This is a genomic window from Brevundimonas sp. GW821-FHT02A10 (assembly GCF_059422025.1).
Map to the genome: position 1 here is coordinate 1,116,704 of NZ_JBWKWC010000001.1, position 14,695 is coordinate 1,131,398.

18 protein-coding genes are annotated in these 14,695 nt (G+C 68.3%); 12 read left to right on the forward strand and 6 right to left on the reverse strand.

From position 1 onward, the window contains the following. Nucleotides 1–24: 24 nt before the first annotated feature. Nucleotides 25–582 carry a YbjN domain-containing protein gene (locus AC07U0_RS05160; protein WP_494718940.1) on the forward strand — a complete coding sequence of 186 codons (558 nt, stop codon included), beginning with the start codon at nt 25–27 and terminating at the stop codon, nt 580–582. 102 nt (nt 583–684) lie between these two features. On the opposite strand, the gene mdh is transcribed toward AC07U0_RS05160, so the two are convergent. After that, the gene (mdh, locus tag AC07U0_RS05165) at nt 685–1,647 is read right to left on the reverse strand and encodes a malate dehydrogenase (protein ID WP_494718941.1); all 963 of its coding nucleotides are present in this window, start codon (nt 1,645–1,647) and stop codon (nt 685–687) included. Nucleotides 1,648–1,824: 177 nt separating this feature from the next. Between mdh and AC07U0_RS05170 the strand changes: the two genes are divergently transcribed. Then, nucleotides 1,825–2,724, forward strand: coding sequence for an SIMPL domain-containing protein (locus AC07U0_RS05170; RefSeq protein ID WP_494718942.1), 900 nt, complete (start codon nt 1,825–1,827; stop codon nt 2,722–2,724). Here the strand turns inward: AC07U0_RS05170 and AC07U0_RS05175 are convergent. Continuing rightward, complete coding sequence (locus AC07U0_RS05175; protein ID WP_494718943.1) at nt 2,709–3,524, reverse strand: sterol desaturase family protein; 816 nt, start codon at nt 3,522–3,524, stop codon at nt 2,709–2,711. The genes AC07U0_RS05170 and AC07U0_RS05175 overlap by 16 nt on opposite strands. 77 nt (nt 3,525–3,601) lie before the next feature. On the opposite strand from AC07U0_RS05175, the gene AC07U0_RS05180 reads away from it, so the two are divergent. Further along, the gene (locus AC07U0_RS05180; protein WP_494718944.1) at nt 3,602–4,018 is read left to right on the forward strand and encodes an HIT domain-containing protein; all 417 of its coding nucleotides are present in this window, start codon (nt 3,602–3,604) and stop codon (nt 4,016–4,018) included. Nucleotides 4,019–4,101: 83 nt separating this feature from the next. Beyond that, the gene (locus tag AC07U0_RS05185; RefSeq protein ID WP_494718945.1) at nt 4,102–5,703 is read left to right on the forward strand and encodes an ATP-binding protein; all 1,602 of its coding nucleotides are present in this window, start codon (nt 4,102–4,104) and stop codon (nt 5,701–5,703) included. 9 nt (nt 5,704–5,712) lie between these two features. On the opposite strand, the gene AC07U0_RS05190 is transcribed toward AC07U0_RS05185, so the two are convergent. The 3 genes from AC07U0_RS05190 to AC07U0_RS05200 all read right to left on the reverse strand — a co-directional run bounded on the left by AC07U0_RS05190 (nt 5,713) and on the right by AC07U0_RS05200 (nt 8,058). After that, nucleotides 5,713–6,594 (reverse strand): pirin family protein, encoded by an 882-nt coding sequence (locus AC07U0_RS05190; RefSeq protein WP_494718946.1) that lies wholly within the window; start codon nt 6,592–6,594, stop codon nt 5,713–5,715. A 106-nt stretch (nt 6,595–6,700) separates the two neighbouring features. Further along, nucleotides 6,701–7,324, reverse strand: a complete 624-nt coding sequence (locus AC07U0_RS05195) for a methyltransferase family protein (protein WP_494718947.1) — start codon at nt 7,322–7,324, stop codon at nt 6,701–6,703. 137 nt (nt 7,325–7,461) lie between these two features. Further along, entirely contained in the window at nt 7,462–8,058 is a 597-nt protein-coding gene (locus tag AC07U0_RS05200) for a hypothetical protein (protein WP_494718948.1), read from the reverse strand. A gap of 216 nt (nt 8,059–8,274) precedes the next feature. Between AC07U0_RS05200 and sdhC the strand changes: the two genes are divergently transcribed. The 8 genes from sdhC (at nt 8,275) to AC07U0_RS05240 (ending at nt 13,614) form a co-directional block, all read left to right on the forward strand. Continuing rightward, nucleotides 8,275–8,724 carry a succinate dehydrogenase, cytochrome b556 subunit gene (gene sdhC, locus AC07U0_RS05205; RefSeq protein WP_494718949.1) on the forward strand — a complete coding sequence of 150 codons (450 nt, stop codon included), beginning with the start codon at nt 8,275–8,277 and terminating at the stop codon, nt 8,722–8,724. Then, nucleotides 8,721–9,125 carry a succinate dehydrogenase, hydrophobic membrane anchor protein gene (gene sdhD / locus AC07U0_RS05210; RefSeq protein ID WP_494718950.1) on the forward strand — a complete coding sequence of 135 codons (405 nt, stop codon included), beginning with the start codon at nt 8,721–8,723 and terminating at the stop codon, nt 9,123–9,125. The genes sdhC and sdhD overlap by 4 nt, the downstream gene beginning before the upstream one ends. A gap of 4 nt (nt 9,126–9,129) precedes the next feature. Next, nucleotides 9,130–10,914, forward strand: a complete 1,785-nt coding sequence (sdhA, locus tag AC07U0_RS05215; protein ID WP_494718951.1) for a succinate dehydrogenase flavoprotein subunit — start codon at nt 9,130–9,132, stop codon at nt 10,912–10,914. Nucleotide 10,915: 1 nt separating this feature from the next. Next, the gene (locus AC07U0_RS05220; protein ID WP_494718952.1) at nt 10,916–11,713 is read left to right on the forward strand and encodes a succinate dehydrogenase iron-sulfur subunit; all 798 of its coding nucleotides are present in this window, start codon (nt 10,916–10,918) and stop codon (nt 11,711–11,713) included. Between the two features lie 10 nt (nt 11,714–11,723). Then, nucleotides 11,724–12,035 carry a gamma-glutamylcyclotransferase family protein gene (locus AC07U0_RS05225; protein WP_494718953.1) on the forward strand — a complete coding sequence of 104 codons (312 nt, stop codon included), beginning with the start codon at nt 11,724–11,726 and terminating at the stop codon, nt 12,033–12,035. A 51-nt stretch (nt 12,036–12,086) separates the two neighbouring features. Further along, a complete protein-coding gene (locus AC07U0_RS05230; RefSeq protein ID WP_494718954.1) occupies nt 12,087–12,407 on the forward strand; it encodes a 2Fe-2S iron-sulfur cluster-binding protein in 321 nt (106 codons plus the stop codon). Continuing rightward, nucleotides 12,408–13,223, forward strand: coding sequence for a kinase (locus AC07U0_RS05235; RefSeq protein ID WP_494718955.1), 816 nt, complete (start codon nt 12,408–12,410; stop codon nt 13,221–13,223). Nucleotides 13,224–13,284: 61 nt separating this feature from the next. Beyond that, the gene (locus AC07U0_RS05240; RefSeq protein ID WP_494718956.1) at nt 13,285–13,614 is read left to right on the forward strand and encodes a PilZ domain-containing protein; all 330 of its coding nucleotides are present in this window, start codon (nt 13,285–13,287) and stop codon (nt 13,612–13,614) included. 10 nt (nt 13,615–13,624) lie between these two features. On the opposite strand, the gene AC07U0_RS05245 is transcribed toward AC07U0_RS05240, so the two are convergent. Beyond that, complete coding sequence (locus AC07U0_RS05245) at nt 13,625–14,629, reverse strand: acyl-CoA thioester hydrolase/BAAT C-terminal domain-containing protein (protein WP_494718957.1); 1,005 nt, start codon at nt 14,627–14,629, stop codon at nt 13,625–13,627. Nucleotides 14,630–14,695: the final 66 nt, after the last annotated feature.

The window sequence follows — 14,695 nt, forward strand, 5'->3', positions numbered from 1 at the left end:
GGGGCCGAAGCTGGAGGTTTCCCGATGACTGTTTTCGCCGCCGCCCTGTCGGCCCTCGCCCTCTCCGTCACGCCCGTCAGCCAGACGGCCCCTGCCCGCCCTGTGGCGGCTCCGGCGGCCCCGCAGCCGGCTGCGCAGCCGGCGGCGCTCGGCGTCTCCCCCGCGGCGGTGATCGCCTGGCTCGCCGCCCAGGGCGCCACGGCGGGCGCCATCCAGGAGGATCAGGGCCGCCAGTATGTCCGTGTCGACGCCGACGGCCTGGCCTGGCTGCTGTTCTTCCAGTCGTGCGACAACGGCCTGTGCTCGGACGTCCAGTTCACCACCGGCGTGTCCAACGCCGTCATCACGCCGGATATGATCAACGGCTGGAACCGCGAGCGCCGCTTCCTCAAGGCCATCTATGAGGCGCCCCAAGGCACGGGCCTGCCCTCGGCGGTGGTCCAGTACGACGTTCTGCTGAACGCCGGCGGCCCCGAACAGCTGGCCGACCACCTGTCGATCTGGCGCAGCCTCCTGCCCCAGTTCGCCCGCCTGACCACCGGCGCGGCGGCTGCAGCCCCGGCCGCAGCGCCTGCGCAGTAGGCAAAGAAAAAGGGCCGCAGCAGATGCTGCGGCCCTTTCCATTCACTCTTCGGCGCTCAAGCAGCGCGCGACCGCGTCGCGCGCGTTAGCGCCTCGCTGGCGTCAAGCCAGCGACGGATCCAGATCCTTGCAGGACTGGATCAGGCCCTGGACCGAGGCGACCGACTTCTCGAACATCGCCTTCTCTTCGTCGTTGGTCGTGAACTCGACGACCTTCTCGACGCCGCCGGCGCCGATCAGGGCCGGCACGCCGACGTAGAGGTCCGACAGGCCGTATTCGCCCGACAGCCAGACGGCGCAGGGCAGGACGCGCTTCTGGTCCAGCAGGTAGGACTTGGCCATGGCGATGGCCGATTCCGCCGGGGCGTAGAAGGCCGAACCGGTCTTCAGCAGGGCGACGATCTCGCCGCCGCCCTTGCGGGTGCGGGTGACGATGGCGTCCAGATCGGCTTGCGACAGGAAGCCGGCGGCGACGGCGTCAGGCAGGGGCAGACCGCCGACGGTCGAGTGACGCACCATCGGGACCATGTCGTCGCCGTGACCGCCCAGGGTCCAGGCGTGGATGTCCTGCACCGAGACGCCGGTCTTTTCCGACAGGAAGTAGGCGAAGCGGGCCGAGTCCAGCACGCCGGCCATGCCGACGACCTTCTCCTTGGGCAGGCCCGAGAATTTCTGCAGGGCCCAGACCATGGCGTCGAGCGGGTTGGTGATGCAGATGACGAAGGCGTTCGGGGCGTGGGCCTTGATGCCCTCGCCGACGGCCTTCATGACCTTCAGGTTGATGGAGACCAGATCGTCGCGGCTCATGCCGTCCTTGCGGGGCACGCCGGCAGTGACGATGCAGACGTCGGCGCCCGCGATGTCCTCATAGGCGTTGGCGCCCTTGAGTGAGACCGACGAGCCGAACACGGCGGTGGCTTCGGCGATGTCCAGAGCCTTGCCCTGGGGGGTGCCCTCGGCGATGTCGAACAGGATGACGTCGCCCAGCGCTTCGCGCGCGGCCACATGGGCCAGGGTGCCGCCGATCATGCCGGCGCCGATAAGGGCGATCTTTGCACGAGCCATAGGGTCGTCTCCGTTTTGCGTGGCCCGATGCGCTGAGCGCGACTTGAGGCCGGGGTTGCGAGTGAGGGAGGAAATCTTTGGGCGGCGGTCTAGACCTGTGGACGGGCCTCGGCAAGCGTCGGGGTTTACGCGCTTCACGGCGGCTGCGAGGGTGCTCGCAAAACGGGAGTGAAACTGATGCGTCCAGCCGCCGCCGCCCTGCCCGCCGCCCTGATCCTCGCCGCCCTTTCCGGCGCCGTCGCTCCCGCCCTGGCCCAGACGCCGCCCGCGACCATCGGCCAGCAATATGTCCCGGCCCCCTGGTGGATGCGCGACCCGGTCATCGCCTCCATCGGCAGCGTCCGCGTCGAGATCCCGGCCAACCGCGCCAATTTCGGCGCCAGTTTCACGGCGCTGGACCGCAGCGCGGCGGAAGCCTCACGAAAGGCCGCCGACCTGGTGCGGGCCCTGAGCCAGCAGCTGGCCGGCTACGGCGTCGACAAGGTGCGCATCGAGACGGGCCTCACCACCCGGCCGGTCTATGAGCAATACCGCGACGAGGCCGGGGTGATGCGCGACAACGTCCGGCCCGACAAGATCGTCCGCTACCAGACCGAAGCCACCGTCAGCGTGAATGTTCGCGACATCTCTGCGCTGGAGCGGGTCTATGCGACGGTGGTGGCGACCCAGCCGACCTCGATCAGCAGGGTCAGCTTCTATCTCGAGCCCGAGAACGCCTGGAAGACCCGTCTGGCCGCCGAGGCCATGAAGGACGCCCGCGCCCGGGCCCAGGCCGCCGCGTCCAACGCCGGGGCCACGCTCGGCTCGGTCCGGGTCATCGACCCCACGGGCCGCGCCTGCCAGACCGACGTCCTCGCCGGCTGGCCCTCCTACGGCTCCGGCGGTGGTCAGGCCACGACGGTGGACGCGGGCATGTTCGCCGAGGCGCCGCCACCTCCGCCCGCGCCGCCCCCACCGCCGCCGCCGCCTCCCGGTCAGGCCCCGGGAGAGGACGCCATCGAGGCCGCGCGCCTGGCCCTGCAGCCGCCGCTCCAGACCCTCACCGACAGCGCCTGCGTGGTCTACGGGTTGAACTGAGCCGCCGCTTCGGGGGCGGGCGCGGCGCGCGCGTCGTCGCCCGCACTCCGGAACGGATGCGCCAGCTGGCCGACAAAGTCCTTCGGCACCGGGTCCTCGACGCCATAGCGCTCGGGCAAACGCCCCTTCGGCAGGCGGAAGCTGCCGAACAGATGGTCGTAGGCGGAAAACAGGGCCGCGAAATTGCGGTCATAGGCCTCGCGCTGGTCCGCATGGTGCCAGTGGTGGAAGGCCGGCGAGCCGATGACGTGCTTCAGCGGCCCGAAGTCCAGACGGACATTGGCGTGCAGCAGCAGGGCGTGGGCGTGATAGAGCAGGCCGAAGACGGTCAGCGGCCCCGGCGAGAAGCCCAGCAGCACCGCCGGGCCGACGGCGGCGGTGGAGAACAGCACCTGTTCGATGGGGTGCACCCGGTGCGCCGCGGCCCAGTCCAGATGCTCGCTGGAGTGATGCACCGCGTGGAAGCGCCACAGGACGGGCGCGGCATGCGACGCCCGATGGATCCAGTAGATTCCCAGATCGGCCAGCAGCAGGATTTCGATGAACTCCAGCCAGTCGGGCTGGCTGCGGATCGTGGCGGCGATCGAATGCGGAACCGCATGCACCGCCAGAAGGCTCAGGACGATGCCCATCAGGATGACCCCCACGCTGATCATCCAGCCGCCGACAAAGGCGTGCAGCACGTCGGTCTGCCAGCCGGGGCGCAGGATGGGTTGCGACCGGTCGCGCGGGATCAGCCGCTCCAGCACGATGAAGGCCGCGCCGAAACCGATCAGGATAAGCAGGTCCTTCAGCGTCATCCCGCCAGTGTGACCGATCGTCCTTGCAGGCCGATTAAGCCCCTGCCGAATTTGTTCGGGCGCACTAGGATGACGCCATGACCACTTTCGAGACCGACCCCCGCCTGATCGCCAACTCCACGGCCGTCGCCGCCTGGCCCTTGTGCGACGTGCGGCTCATGGACGACGCCCGCTTTCCCTGGCTGGTGCTGATCCCGCGCGTCGCCAACGCCTCGGAGCTGGACGACCTTGCCCCCGCCGACCGCCCCGTCCTGATGGCCGAGATGATCCGGGCCGGAGAGATCGTGCGCCGTCTGGCTCAGGCCATGGATCTGGAGGTGCACAAGGTGAACACCGCCGCGCTCGGCAATGTCACCGCCCAGTTGCACGTCCACGTCGTCGGCCGCCGCCGCGACGACCCCCTGTGGCCCGACCCGATCTGGGGCCGCGACGGCCGCGAGTCTCTCGGCGCGGCCCGTCTGGCCGAATTGGCGGGTTTCGCGGCCGGGCTGTGAAAGCGTGGCCTTATAACCAAAGTTAGTAGCCGCTCAGCGTTCCACCTGACCTAGATTTTACGATTGAGTGTCAGGTTCAGGCCGTGCCCCAAAGTATCTTCGAACCCGCAGCCGGTGATGACAGCGCCATGGGCCGTCTGGTCCGGACGGCGTGCGCCCTGTTTTCGGCGCCGGTCGGCCTGTGCTCGATCTTCGTCGACGACCGCATCGCCCAACGCACCCTGATCGGCCTGCCCGGTTTCGGCGACGCCGGCCCGGTCCCTTTCAGCCCTACCCGGATCCTGATCGCCGAGGGACCCGGCGCCCTGCTGCTGATCGAGGACGGCCTGACCGATCCGCGCGTCAGGGATCTCGATCTGGTCAAGGGCGACAAGGGTCTGCGCTTCTACGCCGGGGCCACGGTCTCCGACCGGTCGGGCAAGGCCGTCGGCTCCTTCGGCGTGATGGACTTCAAACCGCGCGCGCCCCTGACCCCGGCCGAGATCGGGCATTTGCGCCGGTTCGCGGTCATGGCCGGCGACCTCTATGAGCTCGAACGCGACGAACGCGCCGCCTCGGCCAAGCGCGAGACGCTTGAGCTGGCCGAGTCCATGGCCGGGGTCGGTCACTTCAGCGTCGATGTGACGACGGGTCAGGTGACCTGGTCCGACGAGGTCTATCGTATCCACGGGCTCCAGCCCGGGTCGGTCGATCCCACCCTGCATTCGGCCATCGGCGCCTATAATCCCGAGGACGCCGCCGTGGTGCGCGCCCTGGTCGACCGGGCGCTGAGGACCGGCACGGGCTATGACGCCACCCTGCGCATCACCCGCGCCGACGGGGAGGAGCGCACCACCCGTTCCAAGGCCCGCTGCGAGATGGACGCCGAAGGCAAGCCCGTGCGCCTGTTCGGCGTCTTCCAGGACATCACCGAGACGGTCCAGGCCCAGGCGTCCCTGATCGAGGCCCGCGACGCCGCCGAGGCTGCGACCCGCGCCAAGTCTGACTTCCTGGCCAATACCAGCCACGAGATCCGCACCCCCCTGACCTCGATCATCGGCTTTTCCGCCTTCCTGCAGTCCAGCCCGACCCTGACGGACAAGGAGCGGCACTACGCCACCCGCATCTCGGCCGCCTCCAACGCCCTTCTGGGGGTGATCAACGATGTGCTCGACTATTCCCGGCTGGAGGCCGACGCCTTCGAGCTGGACCCCGCCCCGTTTGATCCCCGGCTGATGGCCGAGGGCGCCGTGGCCATGATCGCCGAACAGTGCCGCGAAAAAGGCCTCGACCTCGATCTCCACATCGCCGAGCTCCTGCCCCGCGCCATGGTCGCCGACGAGGGCCGGGTGCGTCAGGTGCTGCTCAACTTCCTCTCCAACGCCATAAAGTTCACCGAGACAGGCCGCATCGGCCTGACGCTGGAACGGGTCAGTCAGGACCTGCGGGTCGCGGTGACCGACACCGGCATCGGCGTCTCGCCCGAGGCGGTCGAGCGACTGTTCGACCGCTTCACCCAGGCCGACAGCTCGACCACCCGCCTCTATGGCGGCACCGGCCTGGGCCTGGCCATCTCGCGCCGGCTGGTGGTCATGATGGGCGGCCGGATCGGGGTGGACAGCACGCCGGGCCAGGGCTCGACCTTCTGGTTCGAAATCCCGCTGGAGCCTTCGGCGGAGACCGCGCTGCTGCAGATGCAGGCCTGAACCCCTGCCCTAGACCCTCGGCGGAGGCCCGAACTTGCCGGCGTTGTAGTCGGTGATGGCCTGGAGGATCTCTTCGCGGGTGTTCATGACGAACGGACCATGGCTGGCGACCGGCTCGCCGATCGGTTCGGCATGGCCCAGCAGGACCACCGCATCCGTCGTCGCCTCGATCCGCACCGCATCGCCGTCGCCCAGCGCGATCAGATTCCACGGCGAGACCGGCGTCCCACCCACCGCGACATCACCGGCCACGACATAGAGGAAGACCGTGCGACCCCGCGCCACCGGCGCCTCGAACACGCCGCCGGTCTTGAACTTCAGCACCGCCAACTGGATGTCGATCAGCGACTGGATCGGGGCTTTCACCTCGCCCCACACGCCCGAGACCGGCTCGACCGTGACCCGACCCTCGTCGGTGGTGAAGCTCGGAATGTCCCCGGCCTGCAGCCCGACATAGTCCGGCTTCGTCATCTTCAGCCGCGACGGCAGATTGACCCAGAGCTGCAGGATTTCCATCGGCCCGCCCTCGCGCTTGAAGGCGGCGGGCGACAGTTCGGCGTGGATCAGACCCGAGCCCGCGGTCATCCACTGGATGCCGCCCGCCTTGATGATGCTTTCGCCGCCGGCGGAATCGTTGTGCGCCAGCTCACCGTCCAGGATGAAGGTGACGGTCTCGAAGCCCCGGTGCGGGTGCGGCCCGAACGGCAGGCCCCGGTTGTTGGGCGGATAGGTCTGGGGCCCGTGGTGGTTCAGGAACAGAAAGGGATCCATCTGGTCCAGCCCCGGTCCGGGCACCGGACGACGGGTCACCAGATCGCCGATGTCGTCCCGGTATGCGGGATGTTGGCGAACGACGGGGCGAGCGACGGGGCGGACAACAGGATCGGTCATTCGCCACATCTAGTGTGGCGGATCGGGGATGGCTAGCCTGCTCGAAGGAGTTGCTTCGCGCTTATGCAGCGCGCCCCGGACCTGATCCGGGGCGAGCGTTAGCGCCCTACCAAATCCCCGGCACCAGACGGAACTTCACCTTGGCGGCGTGTTCCTGGTACGCCGGGTCCTGCATCAGGATGCGCTCCTCGGCGAAGATGCGCAGGACCTGGAACACCAGCCAGACCGACAGCAGCACCGCGTTCCAGCTGCTCGGGTTCAGCGCGAAGGCGCCGAGATAGGTGATGAAGTAGCCCAGATACATCGGGTGGCGGACGGCGGCGTAGAGGCCCGAACGTTTCACCCCCCGGTTGGCGGCAACGACGCCGAAGCTGCGGCGCAGCGACAGCTTGGCGCCCAGGCTGATCAGCAGGCCCGCGGCCATCAGCATCGCGCCGCCGGCCCAGCCGCCGCCCGTGGGCTGGTACAGCATCGGCAGGGCGGTCCCCATGACCCCGGTCAGCCAGTCGACAGGCCGCAGGCTGATGGCTTCGGTGCCCCGGCGCAACAGCACCATGACCGCGATCACACCCTCCGAGAGGATGAACAGCAGATTGGCCGGCTTGTTGGCCAGATCGCCGAAGAACCGGTGCACCAGCATGATGTAGAGCACCAGGATGGCGACGCGTTCCGCCCCGTCGAGCAGGCGCGACACGGTCAGATGGGAGAGTTTCAGATCGAGGCTGGTCATGGACGCAGGATGCTCCAACGTCCTTGCCCGCGCCTTAAGAACTGCTTTTAAATCCGCAGGTTATAACCAAAGTTAGGTCACTCAACCTGAGGGCGTAACGTGGTTACCGCAACGCTTGGCCCCAAGGCTGGGGCGCATCAGCCCGGATGGACCAGGGAGATGGCCTGATCGCGGCCCGGACCGCTCAGGGTTCCGGTCCAGCCCTGGGCCGCCGGCTGAAGGCGCAGCCTGACCGGGCGGCCGTTGACCGACGCCTCGATGACCGTCTGGTCCCCGTCCCGGCTGACACTGTCCACCGGCGCCGTCGAGCGGGTCGGGTCGTTCAGGCTCAGGGCGCCCTCGACCGGCTTCGACGGCCCGCGATCCGACAGGACCAGGTCCAGCACCGGCTTGCCGTCGGCGCCGACCGCCGTCCAGACCCCGTCCAGCGACCCCATCCGGGCGTCCGCCGAAGCGCGGGCCCGGTTGACCGCCGCCACATAGGCGACCTCGCCGCTCGAGCGGTTTTGTTCGTAGTTTCCCACATAGGCCTCGACCGCCACCGGTCCCGTGATCGGGCGACTGCGGATCGGGCGACCGACGTCACCTTCCTCGACCTGACGCCCGAAATCGGACGGCGGTTCATAGGGGCGAATGACGGGAGCGGCGTAGATTTCCGGCGAGCCGGCCTGGCCATAGGCCGTTTCCTGGCCAGAAAGGCCGGAACCCGAGAGACTGATCATGAGGGTAAGCAACAGCATAGCCCTACGATGCGGATCGAAGGCGCACATGGCTAGCGTGGAAGCGGCAACACGCGAAAACGTGATCCGTTCCACCCAAAGGACAAGGCGTCGCACTTTTTCTTGCCGCAGTGCGGCGCCGCTCGCGTTGACACCCCCGGACGGGGGGTCCTAAAGCCACTCCCACAAACGGTGAAAGCCTGAATTCACAGGGTTTTGAGAACCATTCGCATGTCGAACACCCCCGACTCGACCGGTCAGGACGACCGGTACGTCATCCAGCCGAACGGCCGCCCCCGGCCCATGTCCCCCCACCTCCAGGTCTGGCGCTGGCACGTGACCATGGCGGCCTCCATCCTGTTCCGGGTGACCATCGGCGCGATGAGCGTCGCCGCCCTCCTCGTGGTCGGCTGGCTCGCCGCCGTCGCCTTCGGACCGGACGCCTTCGCCTGTATCGGCGCCTGCCTCGCCACGCCGCTGGGCCTGTTCGTCGGCTTCGGCCTGACGGTGGTGCTGTTCTCCTTCCTGCTGAACGGCGCCCGCCACCTGATCAACGACACGGGCGCGGCCCTGACGCTGAAGCCGGCCAACCTGCTGTCCAACATCGCCGTCTGGGGCCCGATCCCGCTGGCGATCGTGTTCTTCGCCATCCTGTTCGCCACCGGAAGGATCTCGCTGTGAGTCATCCCGCAAAGTTCAGGAACGGGGTCAAGATCTCCGAGCGTCACGGCGCCGGCGAATGGACCCTGGAAAAGGTCTGCCTCGCCGCCCTGATGCCGCTGGGCGTCTGGGTCGCCTCGACCGCCTTCACCCTGACAGGCGCGAGCTACGACACCGTCGTCGCCTGGTTCGCCAGCAAGCTGAACGCCGGTCTGGCCATCGCCACGACCCTGATCTTCTTCCTCTTCGCCGCCCTGGCCTGGAAGGTCATCGTCGAGGACTACATCCACAAGCCCGGGACCAAGGGGCTGCTGGTCGGCCTGCTCAACCTGGTCTTCTTCGTGCTGGCCGCGGCCGGCGTCTTCTTCATCGTGCGTCTGGCGCTGGGCTCGGCCCCGCTTCCCGCCGGGTTCGGAGCCTGATCGCATGGCTGATCTGAAATTCGTCGATCATGAATACGACGTCGTCGTCGTCGGCGCCGGGGGCTCCGGCCTCCGCGCCGCCCTCGGCGCCGCCCAGCAGGGCCTGAAGGTCGCCTGCGTCACCAAGGTCTTCCCGACCCGTTCGCACACGGTCGCGGCCCAGGGCGGTATTTCCGCCTCGCTCGGCAACATGGGCGAGGATTCGTGGAAATGGCACATGTACGACACCGTCAAGGGGTCGGACTGGCTGGGCGACCAGGACGCCATCGAATATCTGGTCCGCGAGGCCCCCAAGGCCGTCTATGAGCTCGAGCACTGGGGCGTGCCCTTCTCGCGCACCGACGAGGGCAAGATCTATCAGCGCGCCTTCGGCGGCATGACGCGCAACTACGGCGAAGGCCCGGTCCAGCGCACCTGCGCCGCCGCCGACCGCACCGGCCACGCCATCCTGCACACCCTCTACGGCCAGTCGGTCCGCCGCGAGGTGAAGTTCTTCATCGAATACTTCGCCCTGGACCTGATCATGCAGGACGGCGTCTGCACCGGCGTCACCGCCTGGAAGCTGGACGACGGCACCCTGCACCAGTTCCGCGCCAAGCTCGTGATCCTGGCCACCGGCGGCTACGGCCGCGCCTATTTCTCGGCCACCTCGGCCCACACCTGCACCGGCGACGGCAACGCCATGGTCCTGCGCGCCGGCCTGCCCCTGCAGGACATGGAGTTCGTGCAGTTCCACCCGACCGGCATCTATGGCTCGGGCTGTCTGATCACCGAGGGCGCGCGCGGCGAAGGCGGCTATCTGACCAACTCCGAGGGTGAGCGCTTCATGGAGCGCTACGCCCCCTCGGCCAAGGACCTGGCCTCGCGCGACGTCGTCTCCCGCTCCATGACCATGGAGATCCGCGAAGGCCGCGGCGTCGGCCCCAAGAAGGACCACATCCACCTTCACCTCGACCACCTCGACCCCAAGATCCTGCACGAGCGCCTGCCCGGCATTTCGGAGAGCGCCAAGATCTTCGCCGGCGTCGATGTGACCAAGGAGCCGATCCCGGTCATCCCGACCGTCCACTACAATATGGGCGGCATCCCCACGAACTATCACGGCGAGGTCCTGACCAAGGTCGGCGACAATGCCGACACCGTGGTCAAGGGTCTGATGGCCGTCGGCGAGGCGGCCTGCGTCTCGGTCCACGGCGCCAACCGTCTGGGTTCGAACAGCCTGACCGACCTGGTCGTCTTCGGCCGCGCCGCGGGCCTGCGCGCCGGCGAGATCGTCGACAAGGCCGCCCCGGTCCCGGCCGCTCCGCCGGAAGCCACCGCCCCGCACCTCGCCCGCCTCGAGCGCTTCCGCAACGCCAACGGCTCGACCTCGACCGCTCACCTGCGCGCCGAGATGCAGGCCGCCATGCAGTCGGACGCCGCCGTGTTCCGCACCGGCAAGACCCTGGACGAGGGCGTCGCCAAGATCCGCGACATCCACGCCCGCTCGGCCGACATCAAGACCACCGATCGCGGCCTGATCTGGAACACGGATCTGGTCGAGACCCTGGAATACGACAACCTGATCGACCTGGCGCTCGTGACCATCGAGGGTGCGGCCAACCGCGAGGAAAGCCGCGGCGCCCACGCCCGCGAGGACTTCCCCGACCGTCACGACGACGAATGGATGAAGCACACCCTGGCCTGGAAGGTCACCGGCGAGCCGGTCAAGATCGACTACCGCCCGGTCCACACCTACACGATGTCCGACGAGATCGAGTACATCAAACCCAAGGCGAGGGTTTACTGAGATGGCTGAATTCACCCTCCCGATCGGCTCGCGTCCCAAAAAGGGCAAGGTCTACAAGGCCGCTCCTGGCGCGAAGAACGTCAAGACCTACAAGGTCTATCGCTACGACCCGAACCTCGACGAGAACCCCAGCTGGGACGAGTACCAGGTGTCGTCGGACGACCACGGCCCGATGCTGCTGGACGCCCTGATCCACATCAAGAACGAGATCGACCCGACCCTGTCGTTCCGCCGGTCGTGCCGCGAGGGCATCTGCGGCTCCTGCTCGATGAACATCGACGGGCGCAACACCCTGGCCTGCACCAAGGGCTGGGACGAATGCTCGTCCTCGACCATCGCCATCTCGCCCCTGCCCCACCAGCCGGTGGTCAAGGACCTGGTGACGGACCTGACGCTGTTCTATGCCCAGTACGACTCGATCAAGCCCTACCTCCAGTCGGACGAGCCCGATCCGACCACCGAACGGCTGCAGTCGCCGGCCGACCGCGCCAAGCTGGACGGCCTGTACGAGTGCATCCTGTGCGCCTGCTGCTCGACGTCCTGCCCCAGCTACTGGTGGAACGCCGGCGAATACCTCGGCCCCGCAGCCCTGCTGCAGTCCTATCGCTGGATCTCCGACAGCCGCGACGACGCGACCCAGAGCCGCCTCGACGACCTCGAGGATCCGTTCAAGCTCTACCGCTGCCACACCATCATGAACTGCGCCCAGGTCTGCCCCAAGGGCCTGAACCCGGCCAAGGCCATCGCCGAGACCAAGAAGCTGATGGTGGCCCCGAACCGCAAAAAGACGGCCGCCTAAGCCAACCGGAATGACCGGGGTCCTGCTCTTCGCCTATGGCACGCTGCAGGACCCCGCGATCCAGATCGAGCATTTCGGACGCCGGCTGACCGGCACGCCCGACCGCCTCGACGGCTTCACCTGTTCGACCCTCAGCGACGGCGCCGACGTCTATCCCGTCCTGATCCCCGGCGGCCCTGCCCCGGCTTCCGTGGACGGCCTGGTCTTCGAAATCAGCGAAACTGACCTCGTCGCCGCAGACCTCTACGAAGGCGACCTCTACCGCCGCATCCGCGTCCGCCTCACCTCGGGAATCGAGGCCTGGGTCTATGTCGCGGCCTGAGCTCTGTTCCGGGCGCTTTGCCTCTCTCCCCACCCTTGCTAAGAGGCCCTCATGGCCAAGATCACCTACATCCAGCACGACGGCGGCGAGCAGACCGTGGAGGTCAAGAACGGCCTCTCCGTCATGGAAGGCGCGATCCGCAACAACGTCCCGGGCATCGACGCCGACTGCGGCGGCGCCTGCGCCTGCGCCACCTGCCACGTCTATGTCGATCCCGACTGGCTGCAGGAGGCCGGCAAGGCCAGCGCCATGGAGGAGTCGATGCTGGACTTCGCCGACAACGTCGAACCGAACTCGCGCCTGTCCTGCCAGATCCGCGTCTCCGATGCGCTCGACGGCCTCGTCGTCCGCCTGCCAGAAAGCCAGCACTAGGTGATCGACCCCCGGCTGACGCAAGTCGCCCGGGACCTCGTCACGGCCCACAGCCGCCCCATATCGGAAGAAGGGGGCCATACGCCATTGATCGGCATCGCGGGCGCGCAGGGCTCCGGCAAGACTACCCTCGCCCGTAGCCTCGCCACGTCGCTGAACGGCGTCCAGATGTCGCTCGACGACGTCTACCGGACGAAGGCCGAACGTCAGGCCCTCGCCCGCGACCTCCACCCGCTGCTGGAGACCCGCGGACCGCCCCTGACCCACGACCTCGACCTTCTGGCCACGACCGTCGCCGCACTTCGGGCCGCCTGTCCCGACACACAGACGCCCCTTCCCGCCTTCGACAAGCGCGCCGACGACCGCCTTCCGCCTGAGCAATGGCCCCGCTTCATCGGCCGCCCCTCTGTGATCCTGATCGACGGCTGGTGCCTCGGAGCCAGGCCCCAGTCCGAGGCCGACCTCGTCGAATCCATCAATGATCTGGAGCGCGACCGCGACCCTGACGGCCGCTGGCGGCGGCTGGTCAATGATGCATTGGCAGGCGACTACGCCCGCGCCTTCGCCGCCTTCGACGCCATCCTGTTTCTCGCCGCCCCATCGTTCGAGATCGTGGTCGACTGGCGTTGCCAGCAGGAGGCCGAACTGCTGGGCCTTGAACCCGACGCCCTGCCTGCCCCCGACCGCGCCCGTATCGCCAGCTTCGTCCAGAGCTTCGAGCGGATTACCCGATCCATGCTGGCCGGCGAGATCGACGCCGCGGCCGTCGTAACCCTCGACGCACATCGGACGGTAACCTCTATTCGCCAAGGGTAGGGCTTCAGGCGCCGCCGGGAGGGCTCGGCGACCTGAATCAAGAGTTGAGCGTTCAGTACCCATGACGATCCAGCAGGAAGACCGCCGCCTCGAGCCGCGCCGGCCCAGTCACGCCCGTGGCGTGGTGCTCGCGGGCGGCTTCGAGCTCGGCTGCGTCATCGTCGACACTTCCAACAGCGGCATGAAGCTGCGGCTGGACCGCCAGATGGCCCTGCCCTCGCCCGTGATCGTGGTCGATATCGCCGCCGGCACCGCCTGCGAGGCCGACACGGCCTGGTCCAGGGGCGCCGAGACCGGCCTCAAATGCCGCAACCAGGCCTCCCTGCGCGGCCTCGTCCCCGCCCGGCTGGCCCCCGCCAGAGACGCCTGGCGCCGCGCGGGCGGCCGCTAGGCCCCAACCTTCAGGGTCTGAGGCTCGTTTCCAGGAAGGCCGTGATCCGGGGCCAAGCGTCCAGACGCGCCGCCGCATTGGCCTCGGGCGTCCCGCCGCTGCGCGGATCGCTCCTCAGGCCGCCGTCACCCCCGACCAGATCGTGGCCCGCCTCCGGATAGATCAGGGCCTCCGTCTTCAGCCCCGCCCGCGCGCGCGCCGCGACGATATCCGACGCCTGACGCGTCGAGTTCCACTGGGCGTCCTGCCCGCCCGCGATCAGCATCAGGGCGCCCGGATACTGTTCGACCGGAATCCGCGCCGCCGCCTCCCGCTCCGGATGGTCGGCGCGGCCGTTCTCGTGGATGGCCCTCAGATCCGCCTTGCCCGGCCCGGCCATCAGCCCCTCGACAAAGCCGCGATAGGGCATGAAGGCCAGAGGTTCGCCAGCGAACGAAAACGACGACCGCGTCCCCTCGGCCTCGACCATCTCCAGACCCCAGCCCTCCCAGACCAGATCGCTGGGCGTATAGGCGACCACGGCGTCGATCCACGGATAGCGGCTGGCCGCGATCAGGGCGAACTCCGACCCCTTGGAGGCCGCGAACAGGCCGAACCGCTCGACATCAGCCGCCGGAAAAGCCGTCAGCGCATCGCGCAGTTCGCTGATCTGGTCGATGCGGATGTCGATGAAGCTGCCGGGCAGGTCCGGATACTGGGGCGGCGGCGCGTACTCGCCCCAGTTCGGGGAATAATAGGGCAGGCTGACGGTCGCATAGCCCATCCGCGCGAGGATTGGCCCGAACCGTTTGCCGCCCTCGTCGCCGCCGTCGGCCCCCGCCAGAATGACCACCACCGGCCGCGCCTCGCCCGGCAGGCTGTAGAGCACCGCATGGGGGAAGCCCGGGATCGGCGTCTCGATCACCGCCTGGGCCGAAGCCTGGGCAGGTGCGGCCAATGCGGGCGCGGCCAGTCCGGCCCCGAGGGCCAGACCGGCGGAAACGGCGAAAGCGAGGACGGCGCGGCGACGGATCATCGGTGGTCTCCCGGCGGCCCATCCGCCTTTCAAGAACTGGTCGTCGCCGACCCCCGGTCTGGATGC